The sequence below is a fragment of the Winogradskyella litorisediminis genome (assembly GCF_042675765.1).
In the GTDB taxonomy this organism is placed as follows: domain Bacteria; phylum Bacteroidota; class Bacteroidia; order Flavobacteriales; family Flavobacteriaceae; genus Winogradskyella; species Winogradskyella litorisediminis.
Map to the genome: position 1 here is coordinate 288154 of NZ_JBHTJL010000003.1, position 24820 is coordinate 312973.

The following is a 24820-nucleotide window of genomic DNA, read 5'->3' on the forward strand; positions in this document are numbered from 1 at the left end:
GATTTATTATTTTCTGAAAAAACAGACTATTTTCACAACATAAAATTAAGTTAAACATACTAATGCAATCCATTAAAACTAAAAGTGCCGTAGTCCATTTTAATTCAAAGGTTTATATCGAGTTAAATTCTTATATAAAATATACAAATCCGTCTAGTATTTTTATACTAGTTGATACAAATACTCACGATTTATGTTTGCCAAAATTTATGGCGCAATTAGAAAACGGAGATATTCAAACCGAAGTGATGGAAATGCCTGAAGGCGAAGACCATAAAACTATTGATATTTGCATGGGTGTTTGGGAAGCGATGTCTCAATATGGTGCAGATAGACAGAGTTTACTTATTAATCTTGGTGGTGGCGTTGTAACCGATTTAGGAGGATTTGTAGCCTGTACTTACATGCGTGGTATTAATTATATCAATGTGCCGACGTCTTTATTGGCAATGGTTGACGCCTCTGTTGGAGGTAAAACTGGTGTAGATTTGGGACCACTTAAAAACCAAGTTGGCGTTATTTCTGAAGGAGAAATGGTACTTATTGATACCAGTTATTTAGACACTTTGCCTCAAAATCAAATGGTATCGGGTTTTGCTGAAATGTTAAAACATGGTCTTATTACAGATAAAAATTATTGGCACACCTTAACGCATTTAGAAAATTTAGATATTTCGGATTTAGACCAAATAATATATGATTCTGTAGTGATAAAAAATACTATTGTAAGCGAAGACCCTACAGAAAAAGAGTTACGCAAAACTTTAAATTTTGGTCATACAATTGGTCATGCTATTGAAAGTTATTTTTTAGAAAATGATGAAAAAAGAACCTTACTACATGGTGAAGCGATTGCCGTAGGAATGATTCTAGAAAGCTTTATATCTACTAAAATTTGTGGATTAAGTACAGTTGCTTTATCTGAAATTTCGGAAGGAATTCTAAAAACATTTGCCAAGGTTGAAATTGATAAAAAAGACCACGAGCATATTATTGATTTTATGAAACATGACAAAAAAAATAGTCATGGTATCGTAAAATTTGTGTTACTTGAAGCAATCGGTAAAGCGAAAATTAATTGCGAAGTTTCAAACGAAATTATTCTTGAAGCTTTTGAGTATTATAAAAATCTTAGCTAGGCATTTACAAAGGCAACTACGGTAATAATACCTGCAGCAAAAGGTATAACCATCATTAAAAATATAAACGTTATAACATTAGCTTTAATAAATGTTGTAAACCAGTGACTATTATAAAAATGCAATACAGCTAGGTAAAAATAGATAAATGTAGAGAGAGCAATTAGTAAATTTACATACCACGGTATTACATCAAAAATCTCATTTGTTGCTAGTAAAATACTAAAGACCGTAAACAAAAAAGAAAAAAAGTAAAAACTAAACACCAAATGATGTGCATATCTACCTCTATTAAAATAAAATATCTTTAATAGAAAGGCAAAAATTGGCAACAAAAAGAACATGGCTATAGGAATAGTATCTGCAAAACGCTTTATTAAAATACCTACACCTTGTCCATCTGCTAAGTCTAACATTGTTTTGTAAAAACCACGAGTAATAAACCCAGCGTCATCATCCATACCCATTTCCTTATAAATAATATTATTATCTACACCTGCATTTCGGAGTGAGTCTAGTTTTTTCTTACTTATACCAAAATTAATAGAGTTTCCATTTTGATTCGATTTTACTGATTTGAGAATAGAATCAATAACTTTTTGAGTTTCATTTTCGCTAAGTTGCGTTGATTTACCATTTGTTTTTTCATCTCTTAGCTGAGACATTTTTACGATGGTGTCTAATGCCTTTTCATAAGCATTGTTTAGTCTGTCAATTTCGTTTGGTTTAACAATAGCAGCATTAGCATTGTTTGCTTCTTTTATCCAATCGTTAACTGTAAATGAAAAAATGAAAAAGAAAATGACTGAGACAAATAAATACATTTGTGCCGGATGTAAATAAAGTAGTCGTTTGCCTTCTAAAAATTTTTTAGCCAAATAACCTGGCTTAAACATAAGCGGTATAAAACTTTTTAAAAATCGAGCATCAAACGAAAAATAATTACTGATGGTATTGTAAAAAAGCACACCAAGGGTAAGTTCTTCATTAGTTTTTTGCCCGCAGTTTGGACAAAACTTAAAGTCTCCCTCTAATGGTTCTTCACAATTTTGACAACAATCTATTTCGGTTTTCATTGTTTTTTATTCGCTAGCTTAAAATTACAAAATGAATATTTATGTCTATAAATGTAGCTGATTTTAATTCAAATTATCAGTAAAAATTTACATAAAATCATATTCAGTAAAATATAAGATTAAAAATAACACCTCTAAAATATTGATATACAATGTGTTAAAATAATGGCACGCAAATTGGTTTATTAAAGTCAAATAGCGTAAGCCGAAAAGCTAAATATGAGTAGGCACAATCTAAATTTTTTAATTATGAAAAAGGTAACTTTACTTTTAGCAGTTATGTTAACTGGGTTAACATCTGTAACAGCAGCAGAAAAAACATCAGCAACGATTAATGAAGGTTTAGACATTACATCACGCTATAATTATGTACAACCTATTTTGTTCGTAGAACGTGGTGTAGAGTTTTTAATCTTTGCTGATGGTAGCTTTGATTTTAATACCGATGTTTTTGGTAACTCAACAAATCCAGACTACTATCGTAACCGTCGTAGAAACGTAAATAGGTCGTTTGGCGCTCCTGGAACTACATATAGTCATCGTGGTGCCAGAGGTGTGAGAGTTACGCACGATTATCTTGGACGCGTAAGACGAATTGGTAACGTTTTTATTAACTATGATGATCAAGGTCGAATAAAACGTGCCGGAACAGTTTATATAAGATACCGTAACAATAGATTACAACAAGTTGGTAATCTGAGATTACAGTATAACCGCAGAGGTCGTTTAGTTGGCTTTAGAGGATTTGTAAACCATAACAACAGAGATTGTAATATGTTTCAATTAAACGATTGGAACAACAATTGGGGAAACAATCATAACTATGATGATGATGATGGTGAATTTTACTATTACCGTCAGAACGGAAAAGTAAAAAAACATAAAAAACTAAAGAGACGTTCTCGTGACGATGACTAATGTTTTAATAATCAAGAGCCTGAAGCTATATGCTTCGGGCTTTTTTGTTGCTTAAAACCCTTGTAAACTATAGCGTTTTTGTTTTTGGCACGCTGTTTGGTATTAATAAAATGAGTTTAATTTAAAACCCAAATATTATGAAAAGGATTCTATTTTTATTAGCAGGTATGTTCCTCATCGGAGGCACATCTTATGCATCAACCAGCACTACCAATGAAGCAGATGCTTCAATAAATACATTTGTGAGAGGTTATGGTAATTCTTTCATATTTACAGAAGGTGGTATTGAATTTTCGGTTTTTCCTGATGGTCAATTCGATTTTTATGCACAAGCCTTTGGACCAGAAGTTACTTTTGGTGTTAGTAACAGAAATTTCAGCTTTAGCTTTAATACTGGATACAATTACAATCCATATGTTCAGTATGATGAGTTTGGAGCAGTAATCCAGGTCGAAAACACACCTATCTTTTACGACTTTTATGGTCGAGTAAATCAGATTGGAGATATCTTTATCGATTACAATGGGTTTGGTCGAGTAGCACGCGTTGGAGGATTAAATGTATTTTATAGAGGAAATGTATTTTCGCACTATACCGGATTTATAAATATATACAATAGAGCTTATGTATATAGACCATGGCACAGGTTTTACGCAGTGCCACCAGTAAACTTATGTATAGTAAACACAAGGCCATACAGACAGTTCTATACACCATACAGAAACGTATTTTACAGACCATACAGAAATAACGTACGCTATGTAAATGTTAATGGTAGACACGGATTTAACGACTTTAGAAGAGGTACAAATAGAGATTATTACCGTAGATACGCTCAAACACCGAGAAATAATAGAGAACGTAACTTAGGTAGACGTGTACAAGAACGTCATGAGCGTTTAAACAGAAGTAGAAGTACACGATTGGCTTCAAACAATTCTGGAAGACGTAATAGTTTAGCTTCTAATAGAGAAAATTCAACTAGAAATGATAGAGCTACTCGCGGAACATCTAGAGATAGAAACGTGAATGCAAACAGAAATACTAGGCAGAATGAAACAAGACGAAGCAATACTACTAGAAACAGTAATGCAAATAGAGGTGTAAGTAGAAACAATAACGTTAATAGAAAATCAACGCGAAATAGCAGACCTCAGGCAACAAAAAGGTCCTCTTCTCGTAGTTCTAATGCAACGTCAAATACAAGAACAACAAGACCTAATGTTTCGTCAAATAGAAATCAGAGAAATAATTCAGCTTCTAGAAAACCGACAAGCACAAATTCTCGTAAATCTATTAGAACTGCACCTCAAAGAAAAATTAGAAGTGTAAATTCGAATACTAAAAAACCGTCTTCAATAAAATCGAGATCAAGTAATAATAGAAGTTCTGGGAGCAGAACATCTAGGTCAACATCAAGAAGACGCGGATAACATTTTTTTGGTTGGTTAGATTGAATATCCTGCAAGTGTGTGCCTCAAAGCATTCTGCGGGATATTCTTATTTAGGTATTATTTTTTGGTTTAATTATTTAATTAAAAAATAAATACTTTTTAATCTGTTGATTAATATCCTCAGAAATTTTCATTTTAAAGACTAAGAATATATAAGCAATACTTAAAAAGATTGTTTTTAGAGTAATATTTAGAATAGGATGAAAGCTGAATTCAAAAAAATAAAATATTGAACCTAACAGCAGAAGAAGCCCAATAGCCTTCAGTGTAGCCCAACTAAAAGGTTGCATATTAAATTTCATTTTTACGAAAAAAAGCTTTAAGGTATTATAAATTATTATGGCTAGAAACGTGGCTATAGCAGAACCATTGATTCCATACAGCGGAATTAAAATCATATTAAATACCACGGCTAAAAAGGCTAATAACACCCCGAAAACAAGTACCATCCTATAATAATCGCTGTTAAATAAAATGGCATTATTAATTCCCATTGCATTATCAAATAATTTTGCTAGGCTAATGCTAATAACTACAAACAATCCGCCAGTAAATTGCTCTGGTAAAATTTCATAAAGCATATTAATATTTACGACAATCAACAAAAAAATCAAACCACTGATCACTAAAAGATTTATAGAACTTTTTCTGTATAATCTCCTTAATTCATTCTTTTCGCCATTATTTAAAAATTGAGCAGTCAAGGGCATCATAATTTGATGCATAGATCTTTGTGGCACTGAAATGACTGTAGCAATAAAAATAGCTACGCTGTAATAGGCGACGTTTTTAATTTCAAGATATTGACCAATCATAAATTTGTCTAAATCTAAAATGACCATCGCAATAGATCCAGCAATAATAATGAGAAAGCTATATTTTAATATGGATGAAATATTTTCAATTTTATTAAATCTAAATACTGGTAAATAAATTGAAAAGGCATAAATCATCATAATTAGCATTCGCAATACATAAACACAAACCACAGACCAAATAAAGGTTTCTACAGAAATGTAACTTAGATAAACTCCAAAAAGCAATAGCATGATTGCTACACGATGAAAAATTTCACGCATAACGTTGCCAAATACAGTTTTTAACTTCACTTTAGACCAAGCAAAGAAAATTTCAAAATACGCCATAGCAATTGCTGTGATAAAAATGTACCAGACATAATCGTAAACCAATTGGTTTTTTTGAGACAATAAATTAGCTACGAAATCATACCCAAAAACACCAACAATCGTTGTGGGAATAATAAACACTAAAGGCAAAAACAACATTAGCGTTAAAAAGCTATTTCTATTGTTTTTTGTCTTAAATGTAGAATGAAATTTTATCAGCGCATTCTGCACACCAAAAGCCATAAAAGGCAACATTATATTAGCCGCAGATAAGATAAATGCAACTAGACCGTAATATTCGTCCGTTAAAAAATTTGTATATAAAAACAGAGTGTTTATCGCGCCAATACCAAAGCCAATATAGGTACTTATGGTGTTTTTAAAGGATTGACTAATTACGATGCCCATGAGATAAATTTACAATTTTACTGTTTTATAAATCCTTTAAAAGCTCAGAAAGTTTTTTGGTTAAAGCTTTTCGGCTGTATTGTTCTAAACCAATTGGGTTTGTTTTTAAATTCTCTTTTTTAAATTTCTCGAAAGAATCTAAAAGCTGTTTTTTCAATTCTAATTTCTGATTGTAATAAAAATAACTTCCTGTATTTGTAGAAGAAATCATCTGCTCAACATCAGAATCTTTTGGCCCAATTGCTAAAATTGGTGTTTCAGAAATCATATATTCAAATAACTTTCCTGGAATAATAGCTTTGGTATCCTCCGAGTTTATTTCAATTAACAATAATAATTGCGATTTTTTCTGAAAGTGAATTGCTTTTTTATGACTCACATACCCAACCAAATTTAAATGACTTTCAAGATTATGCATTTTAATAGATTCAACAATAGAGTCGCTTACAACACCAACAAGATTTAATTGAAAATTAGTTTTAAAATCTTCATTTTCTTGAACTAATTCTGAAAGACATTCCCATAAAATTTGCGGATTTCTATCTGACAATAAAGAGCCAATATGGGAAATACTAAATTTTGAATCTTTTTGAATTGAGACTTCAGATTTTGAATCGTATCCGTTAGTAATTACTGTTGTTGGCTTATGTGTTTTTGAAATAAACTCATTTTTAGTGTTATAACTTGTAACGATGATTTCATCGGCAGCATTTAAAACATCATTTTCCAACTGCAAATGTTTTTTCTTTGCAAATGGTAATAGTTTTAAAGCTTTATGATAACCAATAGTTGTCCAAGGATCACGAAAATCGGCAACCCAGTTTACGTTTAATTTTTGTTTTAGTTGAAGTCCAATAAGATGCAAACTATGAGGCGGACCTGTGGTAATAATGGTGTCTATATTATGTTTATTAATATATTTTGAAAGAAAACTTACCGAAGGTTTAATCCAATTTTTCCGGGCGTCAGGTATAAAAAAATTTCCACGGATAAAAAGCATTAATCTTTCGACGAATGATTGCTTTTTCTTATCAGGAATTACTCCAGAACTAATAGTTTTAGCGCTATTTTTTGACAAAAATTTAGCAAAACGATAAGGCTCCTTTATAGGCTGTTTTAGGATTGTAACTTCACTAGGGATTTCATCTAAAAGACTTTTATCTCCAATAGGATAATTTGGGTTTTCTGGACAATAAACAATAGGTTTAAATCCAAAATCTGGTAAATACTTTGTAAACTTTAACCAACGTTGAACGCCTGGACCACCAGCTGGCGGCCAATAGTAAACAATGATAAGTACGTTTTTGTCGGTCATAAATTATGATGTCGACTTGTGTTTTTTATATTGAAAAAATCCACCAAGCAATAACAAAATCACAAAAACAGCTGAACTACCCAAAGAAATTTTGCTACCTGTTTTTACAACTTGTGGTTCAAATTTAAATTCTATAGTGTGATTTCCTTTTGGAATTTCTAAACCACGTAAAGCGTAATTAACTCGTAAGTGCGGGACTTCTTTTCCATCTATATAAGCTTGCCAGCCTTTGTAATAGTACAGTTCTGAAAATATTGCGAAACCGTCGTTCCTATTGTTAGATTCGTATTTAAGGTAATTTGGTTTATGTTCAGTAAGCTTAATTGAGGCTAAACTATCTCTCTGATATTCTTGTTTAAGCTGAAATTCTTTGGCAATGGATTTTAAAACAACTGCTTTATTTTTAGTATCTAAACTATCTAAAGCCAAAATTTCTAAATCTGCATTTTCAACAGATTTTAATTCAGAAATAAACCAAGCGTTGCCATTTGGTTCTGTATATCTCGTAGAAGCTTCTACTCTACCTGATTGGTCTTCAGCTAAAACATATTTGGTGTTAAGCATGTTAAGAACTTCGACATTATTTTTATAAATATGAAACTCCATTAGCGCATCAAAACGATTCATTTTAGCCGCATGATAACCACTTAAAGAATTATGAAAATACGCTGCTCTTGCCGGTTGTTGCTGACCCTGACGAGAAACATCAAAAACTCTGAAATGTCCTTTGTCTTTTAATATTTCTTTATCAGCATCTGTAGCTTGATAAGGCTTATCAACTTGTCTTGCTTGTACAAAATTATCGCTATTAACGTATTCTCTATTCACAGAAACCAAATCAAAAACAATAAGTACGGTAAAAACAATGACTAGGACTTTTTCAGACAATTTTTCTTTTAAAAAGAAGAAGATTGCACCTGCTGAAAGTAAAACTAAGAGTAAAGTCCTAATCGTATCTGAAATAAATAATGACTTTCGGTCTTCAACTAAAGCATTAACAAAAGGTCTTCCGTAAGCTTCAGCATACCTATCATCTCTAAGGCTTTCAAATTCAAAAAACACAGAATGAAATAAAAGAAATACTAAAGCCAATCCACCACAAATAAATACAGCATACTTAAGTGCTTTAAGCTTTTCTTCTCTGCTTTGAAAATCATTGAATAATCGTACCAAAGCAAATATTCCTAACACGGGAATACATAGTTCTAATATGACTTGAATTGAGCTTACTGCACGGAATTTATTATACAACGGAACATAGTCAATGAAAAAGTCGGTCAAAAATCCAATATTTTTTCCATAGGATAATAAAAGTGATAATAATGTTCCGCCAACAAGCCACCACTTTAATCGGCCTTTTACTAAAAATAAGCCTAATACAAACAAAAATATGATTACTGCACCAACATAAGCAGGTGCTTCAACAATGGTTTGGTCGCCCCAATACATTGGTGCGTTTCTTGCTGCCTCTATCGCTTCTATAGGAGATGCACCTAAATTTAAATATGCTTTATAGGTTTCAGAATCTCTACCGACATCTTCTGTGCTTCCGCCACCCATAAATTTTGGGATGAATAGATTAAAGGACTCCGCGATGCCGTAACTGTATTCTGTTATGTAATCACGGTCTAAACCATCGGTTACCTTTTTTGGCTGACCACTTGCAGTTATTGTTAAATCACTTTTTCCACGCGTACTTTCCTTTACATACTCTTGAGTTGCCATGATGTTTGTGGCATTTAATCCAACGGCTAAAATGGCTGCGATAGATAAAATACCAACCGACTTGAAAAAGTGCGGCAACATTTTCTTTTTGTAGGCATCTATGAGATAAGCAATGCCTAATACCAAAACCAAAAGCAACAGATAATAGGTCATTTGGTAATGATTGGCTACTATTTCTAATCCTAGCGCTACTACAGTGAGTAAAAATCCCCAAATATATTTTTTTCGGAAGGTGAGAATTATTCCAGATAACACTAACGGCATATAAGCAATAGCATGTGCTTTAGAGTTATGACCAACGCCTAAAATAATAATCATATAGGTTGAAAACCCAAAGGCTAAAGCACCGAGTGCAGCGAGTTTAAAGTCAACTTTTAAACTCAACAACAAAATGTAAAATCCTATAAAGTATAGAAATAGGTAATCTGCTGGTCGTGGCAAAAACCGAATAGCTAAATCTAATTTCTTAATATAATTATGTGGATATTTTGCACCTAGTTGATAAGTTGGCATTCCGCCAAAGGCGCTGTTTGTCCAATAGGTTTGCTCTCCTTCAGCTTTAGCAAAATCGACCTGTTGTTTAGACATGCCAATGTAATGCATAATATCACTCTGAAAAATTTTTTTACCCTGTAAAACAGGACTAAAATAAGCTAGTGATAGAACTACAAAACCTATTAATACAAGTAAATGCGGTAAAAATCGCTTTAAGTATTTTAACATGAAAAAAAGTTAAATGAATTATGCTGAAAATTAATCAATTTCTTCGTAATCGATATATTCACCAACCTTTTTATTTGAAGAATTACCCGTGTTTGGCATTTTGTCAATCACTGTTTCACCTTCTTTATGTTTAGGTTGTTGTGGTTGACGTTGTTGATTAAATTGCTGACCAAATCGGTCTTCCATTTTTTTGGCAGCGTATTTAATTAAAAATGGAGATAACAATCTCGATAGTATTTTAATTACAAAATAAATACCAATAATATATAATAGCATTCTTGCTAATCCTGCGGCCGATAAAAAATAAATCATAACTCTGTATTATGCTTCAAAAATACAATTAACATCATTTATAATCTGTTATAATTCTATAAAAAAAGTATAAAATATCTATATTTGAAATCTAACCTATTTAGCATGAAAAAAATAAAATCAATATTGCTTATTGCGCTTGTTATGTCTCCACTAGCTGCGATTGCTCAATATACAGATGTTATAAACTCAAATAGACCAGGTGTTTCCAAATCAGCATTTTCAGTTGGCACCAATGTTTTACAGTTTGAACTTGGCGCATTAACAGTTAAAGAAGAACATGAACCTCTAAACTACGAAGTGTCAGGATTTGGTATTGATTTTGCAACACGGTTTGGTCTATTGTTGGAACAGCTAGAGATTAATATTGAAGGTATTTATCAAAACGATACGTTTATGAGTACTGCTTCATCTTTAGTCACAGAAAATAAGCGCTCAAACTTTAGAAACTTTACTATTGGTGCTAAATATTTGGTTTATGACCCATACAAAAATGCAGAAGAAGATAAACCTAATATTTACAGTTACCACGCAAACAGAAAATTTAAATGGAAATCTTTAATTCCTGCTGTGGCAGTCTATGCCGGCGCAAATCTAGATGGCGAAGGTAATCCATATATACCAAATTCATCTGTTTTTGGTGGTGTTCGTGAAGGCGGATTTTCCCCAAAAATAATGGTTGCTACACAAAATAATTTTGCTGGTGGTTGGGTTTTTGTTACAAACTTTTTAATGGATAGAATTGGTACAGACTATTCAGAATTTCAGTATATCCTCACTTTGACACATTCGTTCTCTGACCAATGGGTCCTTTTTGGCGAAGCGCAAGGCATAAAAGGCGATTTCTACTCGGATAATATTTTTAGATTTGGTGGCGCATATTTATGGTCAAAAAACTTTCAGTTAGATACCAATATAGCGTTTAACACTAAGAATACGCCTTCTGTATTTAATATTGCGTTAGGTGCCTCTTATCGTTTTGATTGGCATAAAGATAAAGAGATTGATAATGGCGGAAAGGTTGAGGACAAAGTAGATACCTCAAACAGAAAGACCAGAAAAAAGAAGAAAACAGATTTCGATTCTGATAATTAATAGCCGATTTTATGATTGAAATTAAGGAAGCGATTTCTAAAAAGGAATTAAAACAATTTGTAAAATTTCCTTTTAAGCTTTATAAAGATTCAAAATATTGGGTACCTCCAATAATTAGTGAAGAGCTTAAAACGTTTGATAAATCTGAAAATCCTGTTTTTAATGATGCAGAAGCCCGTTTTTTTCTGGCTTACAAAAATGGAGAAATTGTAGGTCGTATTGCTGCAATTGTTAATTGGTTAGAAATAAAAAATCAAGACATCCAGAAAATGCGTTTTGGTTGGTTTGATTTTATTGATGATTTAGGCGTATCTAAAGCCTTACTTGATAAAGTTATTGAAATAGGAAAATCTTATAACCTCAAATATAACGAAGGTCCTGTTGGGTTTTCAAATCTTGATAAAGTTGGTGTAATGACAGAAGGTTTTGACAGTATTGCACCTATGATAACTTGGTATAATTATCCGTATTATGTTGAGCACTATAAAGCGCATGGTTATAAAATTGAAAAAGAGTATTCAGAAAGTAAATTTCCTTTTGCAAACGTAAAACCAGAATTTTTTAAAAAAGCACAAGATCTAATAAAGCGTCGTTATAAACTAAAGGCAAAGAATTTTACAAAAACAATTGAAGTGATGCCATATGCGGATAGGATGTTTGATTTGTTTAATAAAAGTTATTCTTCTTTAGCGTCGTTTGTTGAAATTACTGATATTCAAAAAGAATACTTTAAAAAGAAGTTTATCAGCTTTATAAATCCAGAATATATCAAATTTGTAATTGATGAAAATGAAAATCTAGTAGCCTTTGCTATTGTAATGCCACGCTTTGCCGAAGCTTTGCAAAAAGCGAAAGGAAAACTTTTTCCATTTGGAGTATTTCATATTTTAAAAGCAAAAAAACACAGTAAAGACGTTATATTTTATCTCATTGGTGTTCACCCAGATTATCAAAATAAAGGTGTACATGCAGTTGTTTTTAATGAAATGTATGAAACATTTACTAAAAAAGGAATAGAAATGTGTTACCGAACTCCTGAGCTAGAAGATAACGAAGCTATTCATAAAATTTGGAAACATTTTGACCCTGTAGTGTATAAACGACGGAAAACATTTAGAAAAGATTTGTAACAAAAAAAGCTACCAAAAAGGTAGCTTTTTTATTATTACTATAAGATTATTTATTCACCCATTGCTGCCATTAAAGCTGCAGACATGCGTTTGTAAGTTCCATTATCTAATCGTTCTCTAATAGCATCAAATGCGTCAAGTGTTTCTTCAACATCTTGCAACGTGTGCGTTGCTGTAGGAATCATTCTAAGTAAAATTAATCCCTTAGGTATCACTGGATAAACAACTATAGAACAAAATATTCCGTGGTTTTCTCTTAAATCTCTTACCAATGCCATAGCTTCAGGAATACTTCCTTTTAAGTAAACAGGAGTTACACAACTTTGAGTTGTTCCGATATCAAAACCACGATTTTTTAAACCCGATTGTAACGCATTAACAATTTTCCAAAGGTTCTCTTTCAATTCTGGCATTGTTCGCAACATCTCTAAGCGCTTTAAAGCACCTTTTGTTAAAGTCATTTGTAATGACTTAGCAAACATTTGAGAACGTAAGTTGTATTTTAAATAATCAATAATTTCTTGGTCTCCAGCAATAAATGCACCTGTACTTGCCATTGATTTTGCAAAGGTTGCAAAATATACATCAATATCGTCTTGTACGCCTTGCTCTTCTCCTGCTCCTGCGCCTGTTGCACCTAAAGTACCAAAACCATGTGCATCATCAACTAAAAATCTAAAATTGAACTTTTTCTTTAATTCAACAATTTCTTTTAATCGACCTTGCTCACCACGCATACCAAACACGCCTTCAGAAATAACTAAAATACCTCCGCCTGTTTGTTGTGCCATCTTAGTAGCTCTTTCTAAGTTTTTCTCTAAGCTTTCTACATCATTATGTTTATAAGTAAAGCGCTTACCCATATGCAAACGTACACCATCAATAATACAAGCGTGTGCATCTACATCATAAACGATAATATCATCTTTACCAACTAGAGCATCAATAGTAGACATGATGCCTTGGTAGCCAAAATTTAATAAGTAGGCGGCTTCTTTATTTACAAATTCAGCTAATTCGTTTTGTAATTGTTCGTGCAGCTCTGTATGACCAGACATCATGCGTGCACCCATTGGGTAAGCAGAACCGTATTCTGCCGCAGCTTCTGCATCAACTTTACGAACTTCGGGATGATTAGCTAAACCTAAGTAATCATTAATACTCCAAGTAATAACTTCTTTTCCTTGAAACTTCATGCGGTTAGAAATCTGCCCTTCAAGCTTTGGAAAAACAAAATATCCTTCGGCTTGAGAAGCCCATTTTCCTAGCGGTCCTTTATCTCTGTAAATCTTTTCGAATAAATCCTTCATATTATCGCTCTCGAAATCCTTTTGTCAATGTAAGCTGACAAAATTATTGCTAAATAGTTTAGTTTAACCCTGCAAAATTAAGGCAAAATATTATGAATGCATAATTTATTTACCCTTTATATTCACCAAGTTTTAAACATAAAAAACCCTTTGAAAACATCAAAGGGTCTTTAGTTTTATATTAAAATAGAAATTATTTTACGTATTCTATTGCTGCTTGCATTTCTGTTTTTGAGTCAAAAAAACCTTGGTCTTCCATCCATTTATCGTTGTAAACTTTACTCATATAACGAGAACCGTGATCTGGAAAAACAACGACTATGTTATCAGTTGGCTTAAACTCACCTTCTTCATTTAAGATTTTAATAGCTTGTAAAGCAGCGCCACTAGTATAACCTACAAATAAGCCTTCGTTACAAGAAATTTCTCTTGCTGAATGTGCACTTTCTTCATCCGTAACTTTTACAAACTTATCAATAGCATCAAAATCTGTTGCTGTAGGTATTAAGTTTTTCCCCAAACCTTCGATACGGTATGGATAAATTTCGTTTGAGTCAAACTCACGTGTTTCGTGATATTTTTTTAATACTGAACCATAAGCATCTACTCCAATAACTTTTACATCCTTATTTTGCTCTTTTAAATAACGAGCAATACCAGATATTGTTCCTCCAGTACCACTACAAGCTACCAAATGTGTTATTTTACCTTCGGTTTGTTCCCAGATTTCTGGACCTGTAGATTTGTAATGTGCCTCAGTATTTAAAGCATTAAAATATTGGTTAATATAAACTGAACCTCTTATTTCAGAATGTAAACGCTTTGCCACTTCGTAATATGATCTAGGGTCATCTGCCTTTACGTGGGCAGGACAAACATAAACCTTTGCTCCCATTGATTTTAGCATGTCTATTTTGTCTGGTGATGACTTAGAACTTACAGCTAAAATACACTCATAACCTTTAATAATACTCACCATAGCAATACTAAAACCTGTATTACCAGATGTTGTTTCTATGATGGTATCGCCAGGTTTTAATATACCTTGGCGCTCCGCTTCTTCAATAATATGAAGCGCGATTCTGTCTTTTGAAGAGTGACCTGGATTAAAAGCTTCGACTTTAGCATAAAAATTGCCTTCGAAACCTTCTGTAACCTTGTTTAATTTAATTAGGGGTGTACTTCCTACAAGCTGAAGTACATTGTCATAAACGTGTTTACTTTTCGTCATATTTGTAATTTATGTGGTACTCAATAAAGTAGTACCCAAAACCGTGCAAAATTACAATATTTTTTTTAATTAGGAATTTATACCTTCTAAGTCCAACAGAAACGCAAACTCCTCGGCATCTTCTTTTAAAGATTCGAAACGGCCAGATGCGCCACCGTGACCAGCATCCATATTGGTCTTTAAAAATAATTGGTTGTTATCCGTTTTATACTCGCGGAGTTTTGCCACCCATTTTGCTGGTTCCCAATATTGTACCTGACTATCATGTAAACCAGCAGTAACCAACATGTTTGGATATGCTTTTGCCGAAATATTATCGTATGGCGAATAGCTTTTCATGTAATTGTAATACAACTTATCATTAGGGTTGCCCCATTCGTCATACTCGCCTGTTGTTAGTGGAATAGATTCGTCTAACATCGTCGTCATCACATCTACAAAAGGAACTGCTGCGATAATTCCGTTATATAATTCAGAAGCTTCATTAATAATGGCACCCATTAATAAACCACCTGCACTTCCACCCATAGCATACAAATGTTGCGACGACGTGTATTTTTGTTTAATTAAATGAATAGAACAAGCTATAAAATCTGAAAACGTATTTTTTTTATTTAGAAGTTTTCCATCTTCGTACCAATTTCTACCGAGATATTCGCCGCCACGAATATGGGCAATCACATATATAAAACCTCTGTCCAACAAACTTAAACGGATGGTCGAAAAATAAGGGTCTACAGTAGAGCCATAAGACCCATAAGCATATTGCAATAATGGATTATTTCCATCTAATTTGATGCCTTTTCTGTAAACTACTGACATCGGTATTTTTGTACCATCTTCAGCAGTTGCCCAAATCCGCTCTTCGGTATAATTATTCTTGTCGAAATTTTTATCTAAAACGGCTTGCTCTTTCAGAATTTTCTCTTCACGAGTTCTCATATTAAAATCAATGACAGACGCTGGAGTTGTCATGGAATTATAGCCATAACGTAAAATTTCAGTATCAAAATCTACATTTGTACCTGTGTAGCATGTGTAAGTTTCTGAAGTGAATGGCAAGTAATAATCTTCAGTATTATCCCAACGTTTAATCCGAATTTGATTCAACCCGTTAGTACGCTCACTCAAGACCAAATAGTCTTTAAAAATATCTAAACTTTCTAATAAAGTATCTTCTCTATGCGGAATGACATCTACCCAATTCTCAATATTGGTTGCCGCTTCTGGCGTTTTCATTAATTTAAAATTGGTGGCCTTATCTTTATTTGTTAAAATGAAAAAATGACCATCGTAGTGCGATATATTATATTCTAAACCACGAACACGTGGACTAAAGACTTTAAATTTTCCATCTGGATTGTCGGCACTTAGCACGTGATATTCGTTGGTTAATGTGCTGTAACACGCGATGATGAGATACTTCCGAGATTTAGATTTGTAAATGGCAACGCCAAACGTATCATCGTTTTCTTGAAAAATAAGTTCGTCTTGAGTTTCGCCTAATTTGTGTTTATAAATCTGGAATGCACGTAAAGTTTTTTCATCTTTCTTGGTATAAAAAAGAGTTTCATTATCATTTGCCCAACTCGATGAACCTGTGGTGTGCTCTATTTTATCTTTAGCAATTGTTCCAGTTTCTAAATCCTTAACATAAACGGTATAGTTTCGTCTTCCTGTTAAGTCTAAACCATAGGAAACTTTTTTGTTATCTGGACTTATGGAAATGCCAACTAACTTAAAATAGCTTTCGCCTTCAGCCATTATATTACAGTCAAAAAGTAGCTCGGCTTCAGCATCTAAACTTTCTTTTTTTCGGGTATAAATCGGGTAATCTTTCCCTTTTTCGTATTTGGTAATGTACCAATAGCCATTATATTTGTAGGGTACAGACTCGTCATCTTCCTTAATTCGGGCTTTCATTTCTTCAAATAAATCTTTCTGAAACACTTTGGTATGCGCCATCATCGCATCACAATAAGCATTTTCGGCATTAAGATGATTGATGACTTCTTCATCTTCGCGATTGTTCATCCAGAAATAATTATCGGTTCTCACATCAGCGTGCGCTTCTAATAATTTTGGAATTTTCTTAGCAATTGGTGGTTTAATTTCTGAAGGATTTGCCATATGGAATTATGAAAATTTTAAATCTATTTGTTCTGAAAAAAGAAACGCAATTTACTAATTTTGTTGTGTAAAATTTTTAAATACACGGAATATGTTTGGAGATATGATGGGCATGATGAATAAACTGAAAGAAGCCCAAAAGAAAGTTGAAGAAACCAAAGAACGTTTGCATAGCGTTTTGTTAGACGAAGCCAGTAATGACAACAAATTGAAAGTGACAATTTCGGCAAATAGAACCATAAAATCTTTGGAAATTTCTGATGAATTATTGGAAGACAAAGAAATGCTCGAAGATTACTTAATCTTAACGCTTAACAAAGCCATTGAACGCGCTACTGCCGTTAATGAAGCAGAATTGGCTGCAGTTGCTAAAGAAGGTATGCCGAATATTCCAGGACTATAGCCCCATTGTCCTTCGGACATTTCCCCTAAGGGGAAAATCTGTTCACTGTTGTATTGTTACGGTTCCTTATTATTGTTTGTCATGCTGAACTGTCTCACTGAGCGTAGTCGAAGTGTGTTTTAATTTTAGAATTATCAATTACACAAAACTCCAGAATGATGCAAGTTATTAGCTAATAAACAAATACTAACACTTGCAATAGCAATTATCACAGCATGTTTTATTATCTGCTTTTTTAATAACAATAATATTCCTGATATAAGATTTACGATACAAATAAAAATTGAACCAAAAATAATCCAATTTGGCAACATAAAAGCAAAATTAATATTTGGGTTCTGATATGCGATGTATAAACTTAAGTAATGCCATATAAAATATATTGAAATTGATATTACTAAAATTGCATATATGTTTTTAAGTATTTTTCGCATCAAAATAAAGTTTAGATACCAAGCGTTTCATAAATAAAACATTTACCGTTTTTAAGATTTATGAAATAGGCTGACCTATCATATTTATCTTTATTGGAGTATTTAGTGTAGCTGGAATTGAATTTAAACCATTCTGGTAGTTCCGTTAAAAAATCAGATGATGTGTTATCTAAGCTTAAATTATTAATTCTTATAAAATCTTTCCACCACGTTTTTGTGACTTCCATTTCTAAAAAAACTTCATACTCTAAAGTGAAATGTGGAGATTGGTAATAACTTCCATTAATAATTTTTAACTCTTTAGGTGGTTTCTCTCCAAGCCAGTATTTATAGACCTCTTCAGGATTAGTTGATGATTTTGAATAGCATCCAGCTAAACTAAAACTAATTATAAAAATCAATATAAATTTTGAAATTTTCAAACTACAAGCTTTTCAAAATCTCTAAAACCCGCTCATGCATCGCGTCTGTATAATCCAAATGCGTTACCATTCTTAACTTATTGCTGCCCATACCTATAATCTTGATATTTTGCTTGGTCAGTTTTTTAAGAAATTCAGCTTCATCGATATGCGATTTTAATTCAAAAATTATGATGTTGGTTTCAATTGGCTCTACTTTTTCTATGTCTGAATGTTGACGCAACACCTCGCCTATTTCTTTGGCTTTTTTGTGGTCGTCGGCAAGTCTTTCAAAATGATTATCTAAAGCATATAACCCTGCTGCTGCTGCAAAACCGACTTGTCGCATTCCGCCACCTAAAATCTTACGAACACGGATGGCACCTTTCATCAATTCAGAATTACCAATTAAAACCGAACCCATTGGGCAACCCAAACCTTTACTTAGACAGACTGAAATGGTATCGAACAATTCGCCATATTGTTTTGGCGACTGTCCTGTTGCGATTAAAGCGTTCCACAAACGTGCACCATCAAGATGATAGCCTAAATCGTGTTTTGTTGCTACGCGTCTCAATTTTTTAAGTTCTTCAAAGTCCCAACATGCACCTCCGCCTTTGTTAGTGGTGTTTTCAACAGCTATTAATGAAGTTAGCGGACTGTGATAAAAATCTGGTGGATTTATAGATGCTTCCGCTTGTGTTGCTGTGAACATTCCACGATGACCATCTACCAATTTGCATGAGATTCCGCTATTAAATGATGCGCCGCCACCTTCATAATTATAAATATGGGCGTATTTATCGCAAATCACTTGCTCACCTGGATTGGTATGTAATTTTAAAGCGGCTTGGTTGGCCATACTTCCTGTTGGGAAAAATAAGGCTTCGTCCATGCCAAACATATCGGCTAAGCGTTGCTCTAAAACATTAATACTTGGGTCTTCTTTATATACATCGTCACCAACTTCTGCGGATAGCATGGCATCTAACATGCCTTTGGTTGGTTTGGTTACGGTGTCGCTTCTTAGGTCTATTATCATATTTATTTCCCGTAAAAACCGGAATTTATTTTGTTAAACTAAGTTTTATTTTGACACGAATAGCACTAATTTACACGAATGGAATACTAAAAATCATATTTGTGAACATTCGTGGAATTCGTGTCGATTTAATTTAATACTGATTATACTCACAAAAACCACTTCCAATTGGTGAACCATCAGGAATTTTTGGTGCTGCATCTAATTTGAATTTTTCTGGGTGTTCAAAAAACTCTTTCATCATAATTTTATATTGTAAATCAAACTTTTCAGATTCACTATAACTTTTACCAAAATTCTCTAATGATTTAACTAAAATATTATTTACAATTGCTTTAACTTGAAAATAAGATTCATCATTCACAGCAAGATTCATCAAATATTTAAGTACATTAACATTGACTTGATGTTGACTATCATTGATATAACTATCTGAATAATTTTTACCAAAAGTATTACTCATTATTTCATTAATTACTTCTTCCAATCCAATTTGCTTATCATCCAAACTCTTCTGCAACACCAAACGATTAGCTCGTTGCGGATGCAACAAGAATTTCAACGTCATGTCACTTGCCGTATTTGCCGCACTAAATGGGTCAAAAGCAACACCCGTTTTTCCTTTAAAAGATTCTCGTGAGCGACCATAACCAAATGCGCGTGGCGGAAATAAGCTCAATTTATCTTTCGGAATGGCTAAATTTTCAGCAGAAAGTGTTTTTAAAACAGCGTCCAAAGTTTCTTTTTGAAGTTTTACATCAATAGTTTTCACTGTAAACTCTTCACCATTTTTAACCGCATAATTATAATCCAATCCACCTATAACCTTAGTCGCAGCTTCAGTTTGGTAACGGTGATAAAAATAAAGTGGCACAAAAACATCTTCTAAAACAGAATAAGGCTCGTAACTCTTGATATTATCTTTTGAAAAGTTCTCAATAGCTTTTTTTCTTAATTCTAAAACAGCATTTAATTCATCAGCAGCACTTTTGCCATTGTCCCACAAATGTGCCGTAGCATGTGCGCCGCCAGCTGCTCGAGCATCAGAGTCTGTGATAAAACGATGACCTGAAAAAGTTGCTGCTTTTAAGATTTTGTTTAATTCAGTTTTCTCATCGACATTCTTATCAAATTCAGAATAACTGTAAGCTACGGTGACTTTATCCCAATCGCCAATTCCTGTTGCGTAAGCGTTACTGAAATCTATGTTTCCGTTTTTAAGTTCAATCTGTGGATGCGGATAATCCATAACCGAAGCCCGATTATTTGCACTAGCCGCAAAATTATGAGCAAAACCTATGGTGTGACCAACTTCGTGAGCACTTAATTGACGGATACGTGCCAATGCCATGTCTAACATTGGTTGGAAATTATCATCACGCTCAGCAAAAGGCTTGTTCATCAAGGCTTGCGCAATCATAAAATCTTGACGAATCCGCAAACTTCCCAAACTCACATGGCCTTTGATTATTTCTCCAGTTCTTGGGTCAACCACACTGCCGCCATAACTCCAACCACGCGTACTTCTGTGCACCCATTGAATCACGTTGTATCTACAATCCATTGGGTCGGCATCTTCAGGCAATAGTTTCACCTGAAAGGCATCTTTAAAACCAATAGCTTCGTAAGCTTCATTCCACCAACGTGCACCTTCTAACAATGCAGAACGCACTGGTTCTGGCGTTCCTGGGTCGAGGTAATAAATAATTGGCTCTTTGGCTTCACTAATTTGAGCATTAGGATTTTTCTTTTCCAAACGATGACGAATAATAAAGCGTTTTCTAATATCGTCTTGAATTGGTGTTGCATAATCCATATAACTCATAGAAATCGCACCGCTACGCGTATCAAAAATTCTTGGTTTATAATTATCATCTGGTAATTCTATAAATGAATGATGTTGCGTCACTGTAACTAATGTTGGTGTTGGCGTTACACTTCTTAGATTTCGACCTGCAGGATTTCCATTAAAAGTTAGCATGGCTTCAAATTCCACATTCTTAGGAAATGCTTTTGTGCGTTCTAAAGCTAATGCGCTTTTTGATGCATCTATTTTGTAATTACCTTCGCCTCTACCTTTTAAACGTCCTGAAACATTATGTGCATCTTCCATCAAAAATGGCGTAAAATCAACATAAAATGCGTCGTCTTTTTGTTCTAAAATTTTAAATCCGAATAATACAGACTTCGCAAAGGCTTGTTCTATGCTTTTCTTTTCTAATTCGTTATCGGTATTAGCACGGAATTTTAAATTCGGCTGAATCAACAATAATTTATTTCCTGCTTTTTGAAAATACACCATACGTTCGTTTCCTAATTGTCCACGGTCTAAACCAATGTCATTACTACCAACTCCAGAAGCGAGAGAATTCACGTAAAGAAATTGGTCGTTCAGCTTTTCAACTTTTAGATAAATTTTATCGGTAGCTTCTTCATAATAAAAATCAAAATACCCTTCATAAGCTTTCAAATCTTTTTTATTGGTAACTTGAGCTTGAATAGATATGGAAAACAAAAAAAGAAAAGTGAGTTGTATAACGTGTTTCATAGTTGATTTTTTTAAGCGACATAAAACTACGGAATTTCTAAAAATTCCTCTAAAAATAAAGAAGACTTTAAAGCATCCTATTATATTTGCAGAAATTGAAGATAGATGATAACATCAGACCAAATAAAATCCCTAAACCAACGTCTCGACACACTGAGACAGTATCTTTGACTTAGATGCCAAACGCATAGAAATTACCAACGAAGAAGAGCAAACCTTCGACCCAAATTTTTGGAACGACTCTAAAAAGGCAGAAGCCGTAATGAAATCGCTTCGCGAGAAAAAAAGTTGGGTCAATGATTTTGAAAATGCCAAAACACTCTTCGAAGATTTAGAAGTTATTTACGAGTTTTTCAAAGAAGATGAGGCACCAATGGAAAACGTTGAAGAGCGTTATGAAAAAGCCGTAAACGCCATTGAAAAATTGGAGTTTAAAAATATGCTTTCTGAAGAAGGTGATTCTCTAAGTGCTGTCCTTCAAATTACTGCTGGTGCAGGCGGCACCGAAAGTTGCGATTGGGCAAGTATGCTCATGCGTATGTACATGATGTATGCCGAAAAAAGTGGTTTTAAAATAAAAGAGCTTAACCTTCAAGATGGTGATGTCGCTGGAATTAAGACTGTGACCCTAGAAATTGAAGGTCCGTTTGCTTTTGGTTGGCTTAAAGGCGAAAATGGCGTGCATCGTTTAGTACGAATTTCGCCTTTTGATAGTAATGCCAAACGCCATACGAGTTTTGCTTCGGTTTATGTGTATCCTTTGGTGGATGATTCTATTGAGATTGAAATAAATCCCGCGGATATCGAAATAACGACAGCACGTTCGAGCGGTGCTGGTGGACAAAATGTGAATAAAGTCGAAACAAAAGTGCAGCTATTACATAAGCCATCTGGAATTCAAATTCAGTGCTCTGAAACGCGTTCACAACACGATAACCGAGCACGTGCTTTACAAATGTTGAAGTCTCAACTTTATGAAATAGAATTACAAAAGCGAATGGCACAACGTGAAGATATTGAAGCTGGAAAGATGAAAATTGAATGGGGAAGCCAAATACGAAACTATGTGATGCATCCTTATAAATTGGTTAAAGATGTTAGGACTGGGCACGAAACAGGAAACGTCGATGCCGTTATGGATGGCGATATTGAAGCATTTCTTAAGGAATATTTGATGATGATGGGTCAAAAAGATTCGGCACAGTAATTGATTAAAAGAGTTTAATAAAATAAGATTCCCAATTTCACAGGAAATAAATATGATACAAATTTTACACAACCCAAGATGTCGTAAATCTAGAGAAGGTCTACAACTCTTGGAAGCCACAAATAATGAATTTGAGGTTATTAAATACCTAGACCATCCACTTACTGTTTTGGAATTAAAATCCATTATCAGTAAATTAGAGATTTCACCTTTAGATTTAGTAAGAAAAAATGAAGCTATTTGGAAGAGCGACTACAAAGGAAAAAATCTATCTGATGAAGACATCATCACAGCTATGGCTAAACATCCTAAACTTATTGAACGTCCAATCGTAATTAATAAAGACAAGGCTATTGTTGGGCGACCAGCAGAGGCTATAAATACAATATTATGAGAAAACTTGCACTATTTACTATTCTACTGTTATTTTCGATTTGCGTTTTTGGTCAAATTGGTCGTCAACGTCAAAATAGATTTAATCGTCAGCCACAAACTCAACCAAATCCTAATCAGATTGCGCATATGGAGAAAAAAGCAGCTGAAAACCAAGCAGAATATATTAGAGATTTTTTATCAACTTTAGAGGCTGACGATTTTCAAAAAGAAATTGCAAAACAATCTTTAAATGAGTTCTATGAAAAAATAAAAGAATTTGCGAAAATACCTTTTGAAAGTTCCGTAAAAAGAAAAGATGCTTTTGATTATTTTAAATCAGAACATTTTAAAGAGTTAAAAACCATAATTTCTGAAAGTGATAGCAAAAAACTAGATGACTTCTTAGATGGTAAATTTGATAAAAAAGACTCTGAAAAGAAAAAGAAAAAACGCAGAAAGAAAAAGAAAAACAAAGAGGAAAACGATAATTAAAAACTATCAGAAATTACTTTGAATTTTTTCAGTATAAATCTCTTTAAAGTTAGATATTACCCTATTTGCTAAACTATAGTCTTGTTTTATTGAGTGTGGACTTTTAAAAGCTACGCAATAAATACCGGCTTTATGCGCTGCCTTAATGCCGTTGGTTGAATCTTCAATAACCATACATTCGGATTTTTTAAAACCTGTATATGCAGCTGCTTTTATAAAAATTTCTGGATGTGGTTTTGATTGCTTTAAATCGGCTCCACTAAATTTCCATATAAAGTATTGATTTAAATCAAATCTTTCAAAAATTCGATTAATATTTGGCATTGATGCTGAAGACGCAACAACCAATTTTATTTTATTAGAGTGATAATTTTTTATTAAGTCTAAAACACCTTCAATTAGTTTTAAGTCTGAATCATTTTCAAATAAATATTTAAAATGCTTTCGTTTTAGGTTTACCAAAATGTCTGGAGTTTCAGAAATATCAAAATGTTCAACTAAACGCTTGCAAATGTTTATTGTGGATTGCCCCGTAAAAGATGAATATAACTCGTCGTCCACGATTATACCTACATCATCAAACATTTTATAATAAGCTTTTCTGTGTAAAGGCTCAGTATCAACAATGACACCATCCATATCAAACAAGACTGCTTTAAGCATAAATATTTAGTAATTTTGAATATTAAACGCCGAAATTAAGGATATAAAACGGTATTAGAAATTTATCATGGCCAAAAAGGGACAAGAAAAAAACACGAAAAACAAAGCCAAACATAGTCGGTTAGTAAATCAGAAAAAAAACAAGAAAAAGAAAGAAACCGA

At 33.3% G+C, this 24820-nt stretch carries 21 protein-coding genes; 9 read left to right on the forward strand and 12 right to left on the reverse strand.

Going from position 1 to position 24820, the window contains the following annotated elements; genetic code table 11:
• The first annotated feature begins 62 nt into the window (after window positions 1-62).
• Window positions 63-1139: a 3-dehydroquinate synthase gene (gene aroB, locus ACFQ1Q_RS01420; RefSeq protein ID WP_386127216.1), complete on the forward strand. Its 1077-nt coding sequence runs from the start codon at window positions 63-65 to the stop codon at window positions 1137-1139.
• Here aroB and ACFQ1Q_RS01425 read toward each other — a convergent pair.
• On the reverse strand, window positions 1136-2215 hold the full coding sequence (locus ACFQ1Q_RS01425; protein WP_386127218.1) for a DUF3667 domain-containing protein: 1080 nt from the start codon (window positions 2213-2215) through the stop codon (window positions 1136-1138). The two genes, aroB and ACFQ1Q_RS01425, sit on opposite strands and share 4 nt — an antisense overlap.
• Before the next feature lie 249 nt (window positions 2216-2464).
• Between ACFQ1Q_RS01425 and ACFQ1Q_RS01430 the strand changes: the two genes are divergently transcribed.
• Both ACFQ1Q_RS01430 and ACFQ1Q_RS01435 read left to right on the forward strand, forming a co-directional pair.
• On the forward strand, window positions 2465-3133 hold the full coding sequence (locus ACFQ1Q_RS01430; protein WP_386127220.1) for a hypothetical protein: 669 nt from the start codon (window positions 2465-2467) through the stop codon (window positions 3131-3133).
• A 137-nt stretch (window positions 3134-3270) separates the two neighbouring features.
• A complete protein-coding gene (locus ACFQ1Q_RS01435; RefSeq protein WP_386127222.1) occupies window positions 3271-4566 on the forward strand; it encodes a hypothetical protein in 1296 nt (431 codons plus the stop codon).
• Between the two features lie 98 nt (window positions 4567-4664).
• Here the strand turns inward: ACFQ1Q_RS01435 and ACFQ1Q_RS01440 are convergent, their stop codons facing one another.
• Genes ACFQ1Q_RS01440 through ACFQ1Q_RS01455 form a run of 4 tightly spaced genes read right to left on the reverse strand, consistent with a single transcriptional unit; the run spans window position 4665 to window position 10197 of the window.
• A complete protein-coding gene (locus ACFQ1Q_RS01440; protein ID WP_386127224.1) occupies window positions 4665-6122 on the reverse strand; it encodes a lipopolysaccharide biosynthesis protein in 1458 nt (485 codons plus the stop codon).
• A 25-nt stretch (window positions 6123-6147) separates the two neighbouring features.
• The gene (locus ACFQ1Q_RS01445) at window positions 6148-7437 is read right to left on the reverse strand and encodes a glycosyltransferase (protein WP_386127226.1); all 1290 of its coding nucleotides are present in this window, start codon (window positions 7435-7437) and stop codon (window positions 6148-6150) included.
• A 3-nt stretch (window positions 7438-7440) separates the two neighbouring features.
• Window positions 7441-9885, reverse strand: a complete 2445-nt coding sequence (locus tag ACFQ1Q_RS01450; protein ID WP_386127228.1) for a YfhO family protein — start codon at window positions 9883-9885, stop codon at window positions 7441-7443.
• 30 nt (window positions 9886-9915) lie between these two features.
• A complete protein-coding gene (locus ACFQ1Q_RS01455) occupies window positions 9916-10197 on the reverse strand; it encodes a DUF4834 family protein (RefSeq protein WP_386127230.1) in 282 nt (93 codons plus the stop codon).
• A 105-nt stretch (window positions 10198-10302) separates the two neighbouring features.
• Between ACFQ1Q_RS01455 and ACFQ1Q_RS01460 the strand changes: the two genes are divergently transcribed.
• Both ACFQ1Q_RS01460 and ACFQ1Q_RS01465 read left to right on the forward strand, forming a co-directional pair.
• Window positions 10303-11292 carry a transporter gene (locus tag ACFQ1Q_RS01460; protein WP_386127232.1) on the forward strand — a complete coding sequence of 330 codons (990 nt, stop codon included), beginning with the start codon at window positions 10303-10305 and terminating at the stop codon, window positions 11290-11292.
• Between the two features lie 11 nt (window positions 11293-11303).
• Window positions 11304-12422, forward strand: a complete 1119-nt coding sequence (locus tag ACFQ1Q_RS01465; protein ID WP_386127234.1) for a GTP cyclohydrolase — start codon at window positions 11304-11306, stop codon at window positions 12420-12422.
• Between the two features lie 50 nt (window positions 12423-12472).
• On the opposite strand, the gene ACFQ1Q_RS01470 is transcribed toward ACFQ1Q_RS01465, so the two are convergent.
• The 3 genes from ACFQ1Q_RS01470 to ACFQ1Q_RS01480 form a co-directional block, all read right to left on the reverse strand.
• On the reverse strand, window positions 12473-13732 hold the full coding sequence (locus ACFQ1Q_RS01470) for an aminotransferase class I/II-fold pyridoxal phosphate-dependent enzyme (RefSeq protein WP_386127236.1): 1260 nt from the start codon (window positions 13730-13732) through the stop codon (window positions 12473-12475).
• Window positions 13733-13925: 193 nt separating this feature from the next.
• Window positions 13926-14963 (reverse strand): PLP-dependent cysteine synthase family protein, encoded by a 1038-nt coding sequence (locus tag ACFQ1Q_RS01475; RefSeq protein WP_386127238.1) that lies wholly within the window; start codon window positions 14961-14963, stop codon window positions 13926-13928.
• Window positions 14964-15032: 69 nt separating this feature from the next.
• Window positions 15033-17093 (reverse strand): S9 family peptidase, encoded by a 2061-nt coding sequence (locus ACFQ1Q_RS01480; protein WP_386127240.1) that lies wholly within the window; start codon window positions 17091-17093, stop codon window positions 15033-15035.
• Between the two features lie 91 nt (window positions 17094-17184).
• Between ACFQ1Q_RS01480 and ACFQ1Q_RS01485 the strand changes: the two genes are divergently transcribed.
• Window positions 17185-17496, forward strand: coding sequence for a YbaB/EbfC family nucleoid-associated protein (locus ACFQ1Q_RS01485; protein ID WP_386127242.1), 312 nt, complete (start codon window positions 17185-17187; stop codon window positions 17494-17496).
• A gap of 445 nt (window positions 17497-17941) precedes the next feature.
• Here ACFQ1Q_RS01485 and ACFQ1Q_RS01490 read toward each other — a convergent pair whose 3' ends face one another.
• From ACFQ1Q_RS01490 to ACFQ1Q_RS01500, 3 genes are all read right to left on the reverse strand, one after another.
• On the reverse strand, window positions 17942-18331 hold the full coding sequence (locus ACFQ1Q_RS01490; protein ID WP_386127244.1) for a hypothetical protein: 390 nt from the start codon (window positions 18329-18331) through the stop codon (window positions 17942-17944).
• A gap of 22 nt (window positions 18332-18353) precedes the next feature.
• Window positions 18354-19373, reverse strand: coding sequence for a threonine aldolase family protein (locus ACFQ1Q_RS01495; RefSeq protein ID WP_386127246.1), 1020 nt, complete (start codon window positions 19371-19373; stop codon window positions 18354-18356).
• Between the two features lie 133 nt (window positions 19374-19506).
• Window positions 19507-21921 (reverse strand): zinc-dependent metalloprotease, encoded by a 2415-nt coding sequence (locus tag ACFQ1Q_RS01500; protein WP_386127248.1) that lies wholly within the window; start codon window positions 21919-21921, stop codon window positions 19507-19509.
• A gap of 105 nt (window positions 21922-22026) precedes the next feature.
• Here ACFQ1Q_RS01500 and prfB point away from each other — a divergent pair.
• From prfB to ACFQ1Q_RS01515, 3 genes are all read left to right on the forward strand, one after another.
• A protein-coding gene (gene prfB / locus ACFQ1Q_RS01505; RefSeq protein WP_386127250.1) for a peptide chain release factor 2 occupies window positions 22027-23128 on the forward strand; the annotation gives its coding sequence in 2 pieces (ribosomal slippage) (window positions 22027-22089 and window positions 22091-23128; 1101 coding nt in all).
• A 52-nt stretch (window positions 23129-23180) separates the two neighbouring features.
• Window positions 23181-23522, forward strand: coding sequence for an arsenate reductase (glutaredoxin) (gene arsC, locus ACFQ1Q_RS01510; protein ID WP_386127252.1), 342 nt, complete (start codon window positions 23181-23183; stop codon window positions 23520-23522).
• The gene (locus ACFQ1Q_RS01515; RefSeq protein WP_386127254.1) at window positions 23519-23995 is read left to right on the forward strand and encodes a hypothetical protein; all 477 of its coding nucleotides are present in this window, start codon (window positions 23519-23521) and stop codon (window positions 23993-23995) included. The genes arsC and ACFQ1Q_RS01515 overlap by 4 nt, the downstream gene beginning before the upstream one ends.
• A 6-nt stretch (window positions 23996-24001) precedes the next feature.
• Here the strand turns inward: ACFQ1Q_RS01515 and ACFQ1Q_RS01520 are convergent, their stop codons facing one another.
• Entirely contained in the window at window positions 24002-24658 is a 657-nt protein-coding gene (locus ACFQ1Q_RS01520; protein ID WP_386127256.1) for an HAD family hydrolase, read from the reverse strand.
• Window positions 24659-24820: the final 162 nt, after the last annotated feature.

Coding starts and splice junctions, on each gene's coding strand:
- ACFQ1Q_RS01460 (WP_386127232.1), top strand. CDS start 10,303: ATGAAAAAAATAAAATCAATATTGCTTATTGCGCTTGTTATGTCTCCA.
- arsC (WP_386127252.1), top strand. CDS start 23,181: ATGATACAAATTTTACACAACCCAAGATGTCGTAAATCTAGAGAAGGT.
- ACFQ1Q_RS01480 (WP_386127240.1), bottom strand. CDS start 17,093: ATGGCAAATCCTTCAGAAATTAAACCACCAATTGCTAAGAAAATTCCA.
- ACFQ1Q_RS01465 (WP_386127234.1), top strand. CDS start 11,304: ATGATTGAAATTAAGGAAGCGATTTCTAAAAAGGAATTAAAACAATTT.
- ACFQ1Q_RS01500 (WP_386127248.1), bottom strand. CDS start 21,921: ATGAAACACGTTATACAACTCACTTTTCTTTTTTTGTTTTCCATATCT.
- ACFQ1Q_RS01520 (WP_386127256.1), bottom strand. CDS start 24,658: ATGCTTAAAGCAGTCTTGTTTGATATGGATGGTGTCATTGTTGATACT.
- ACFQ1Q_RS01440 (WP_386127224.1), bottom strand. CDS start 6,122: ATGGGCATCGTAATTAGTCAATCCTTTAAAAACACCATAAGTACCTAT.
- ACFQ1Q_RS01495 (WP_386127246.1), bottom strand. CDS start 19,373: ATGATAATAGACCTAAGAAGCGACACCGTAACCAAACCAACCAAAGGC.
- ACFQ1Q_RS01475 (WP_386127238.1), bottom strand. CDS start 14,963: ATGACGAAAAGTAAACACGTTTATGACAATGTACTTCAGCTTGTAGGA.
- ACFQ1Q_RS01470 (WP_386127236.1), bottom strand. CDS start 13,732: ATGAAGGATTTATTCGAAAAGATTTACAGAGATAAAGGACCGCTAGGA.
- ACFQ1Q_RS01515 (WP_386127254.1), top strand. CDS start 23,519: ATGAGAAAACTTGCACTATTTACTATTCTACTGTTATTTTCGATTTGC.
- ACFQ1Q_RS01445 (WP_386127226.1), bottom strand. CDS start 7,437: ATGACCGACAAAAACGTACTTATCATTGTTTACTATTGGCCGCCAGCT.
- aroB (WP_386127216.1), top strand. CDS start 63: ATGCAATCCATTAAAACTAAAAGTGCCGTAGTCCATTTTAATTCAAAG.
- ACFQ1Q_RS01425 (WP_386127218.1), bottom strand. CDS start 2,215: ATGAAAACCGAAATAGATTGTTGTCAAAATTGTGAAGAACCATTAGAG.
- ACFQ1Q_RS01435 (WP_386127222.1), top strand. CDS start 3,271: ATGAAAAGGATTCTATTTTTATTAGCAGGTATGTTCCTCATCGGAGGC.
- ACFQ1Q_RS01450 (WP_386127228.1), bottom strand. CDS start 9,885: ATGTTAAAATACTTAAAGCGATTTTTACCGCATTTACTTGTATTAATA.
- ACFQ1Q_RS01485 (WP_386127242.1), top strand. CDS start 17,185: ATGTTTGGAGATATGATGGGCATGATGAATAAACTGAAAGAAGCCCAA.
- ACFQ1Q_RS01455 (WP_386127230.1), bottom strand. CDS start 10,197: ATGATTTATTTTTTATCGGCCGCAGGATTAGCAAGAATGCTATTATAT.
- ACFQ1Q_RS01430 (WP_386127220.1), top strand. CDS start 2,465: ATGAAAAAGGTAACTTTACTTTTAGCAGTTATGTTAACTGGGTTAACA.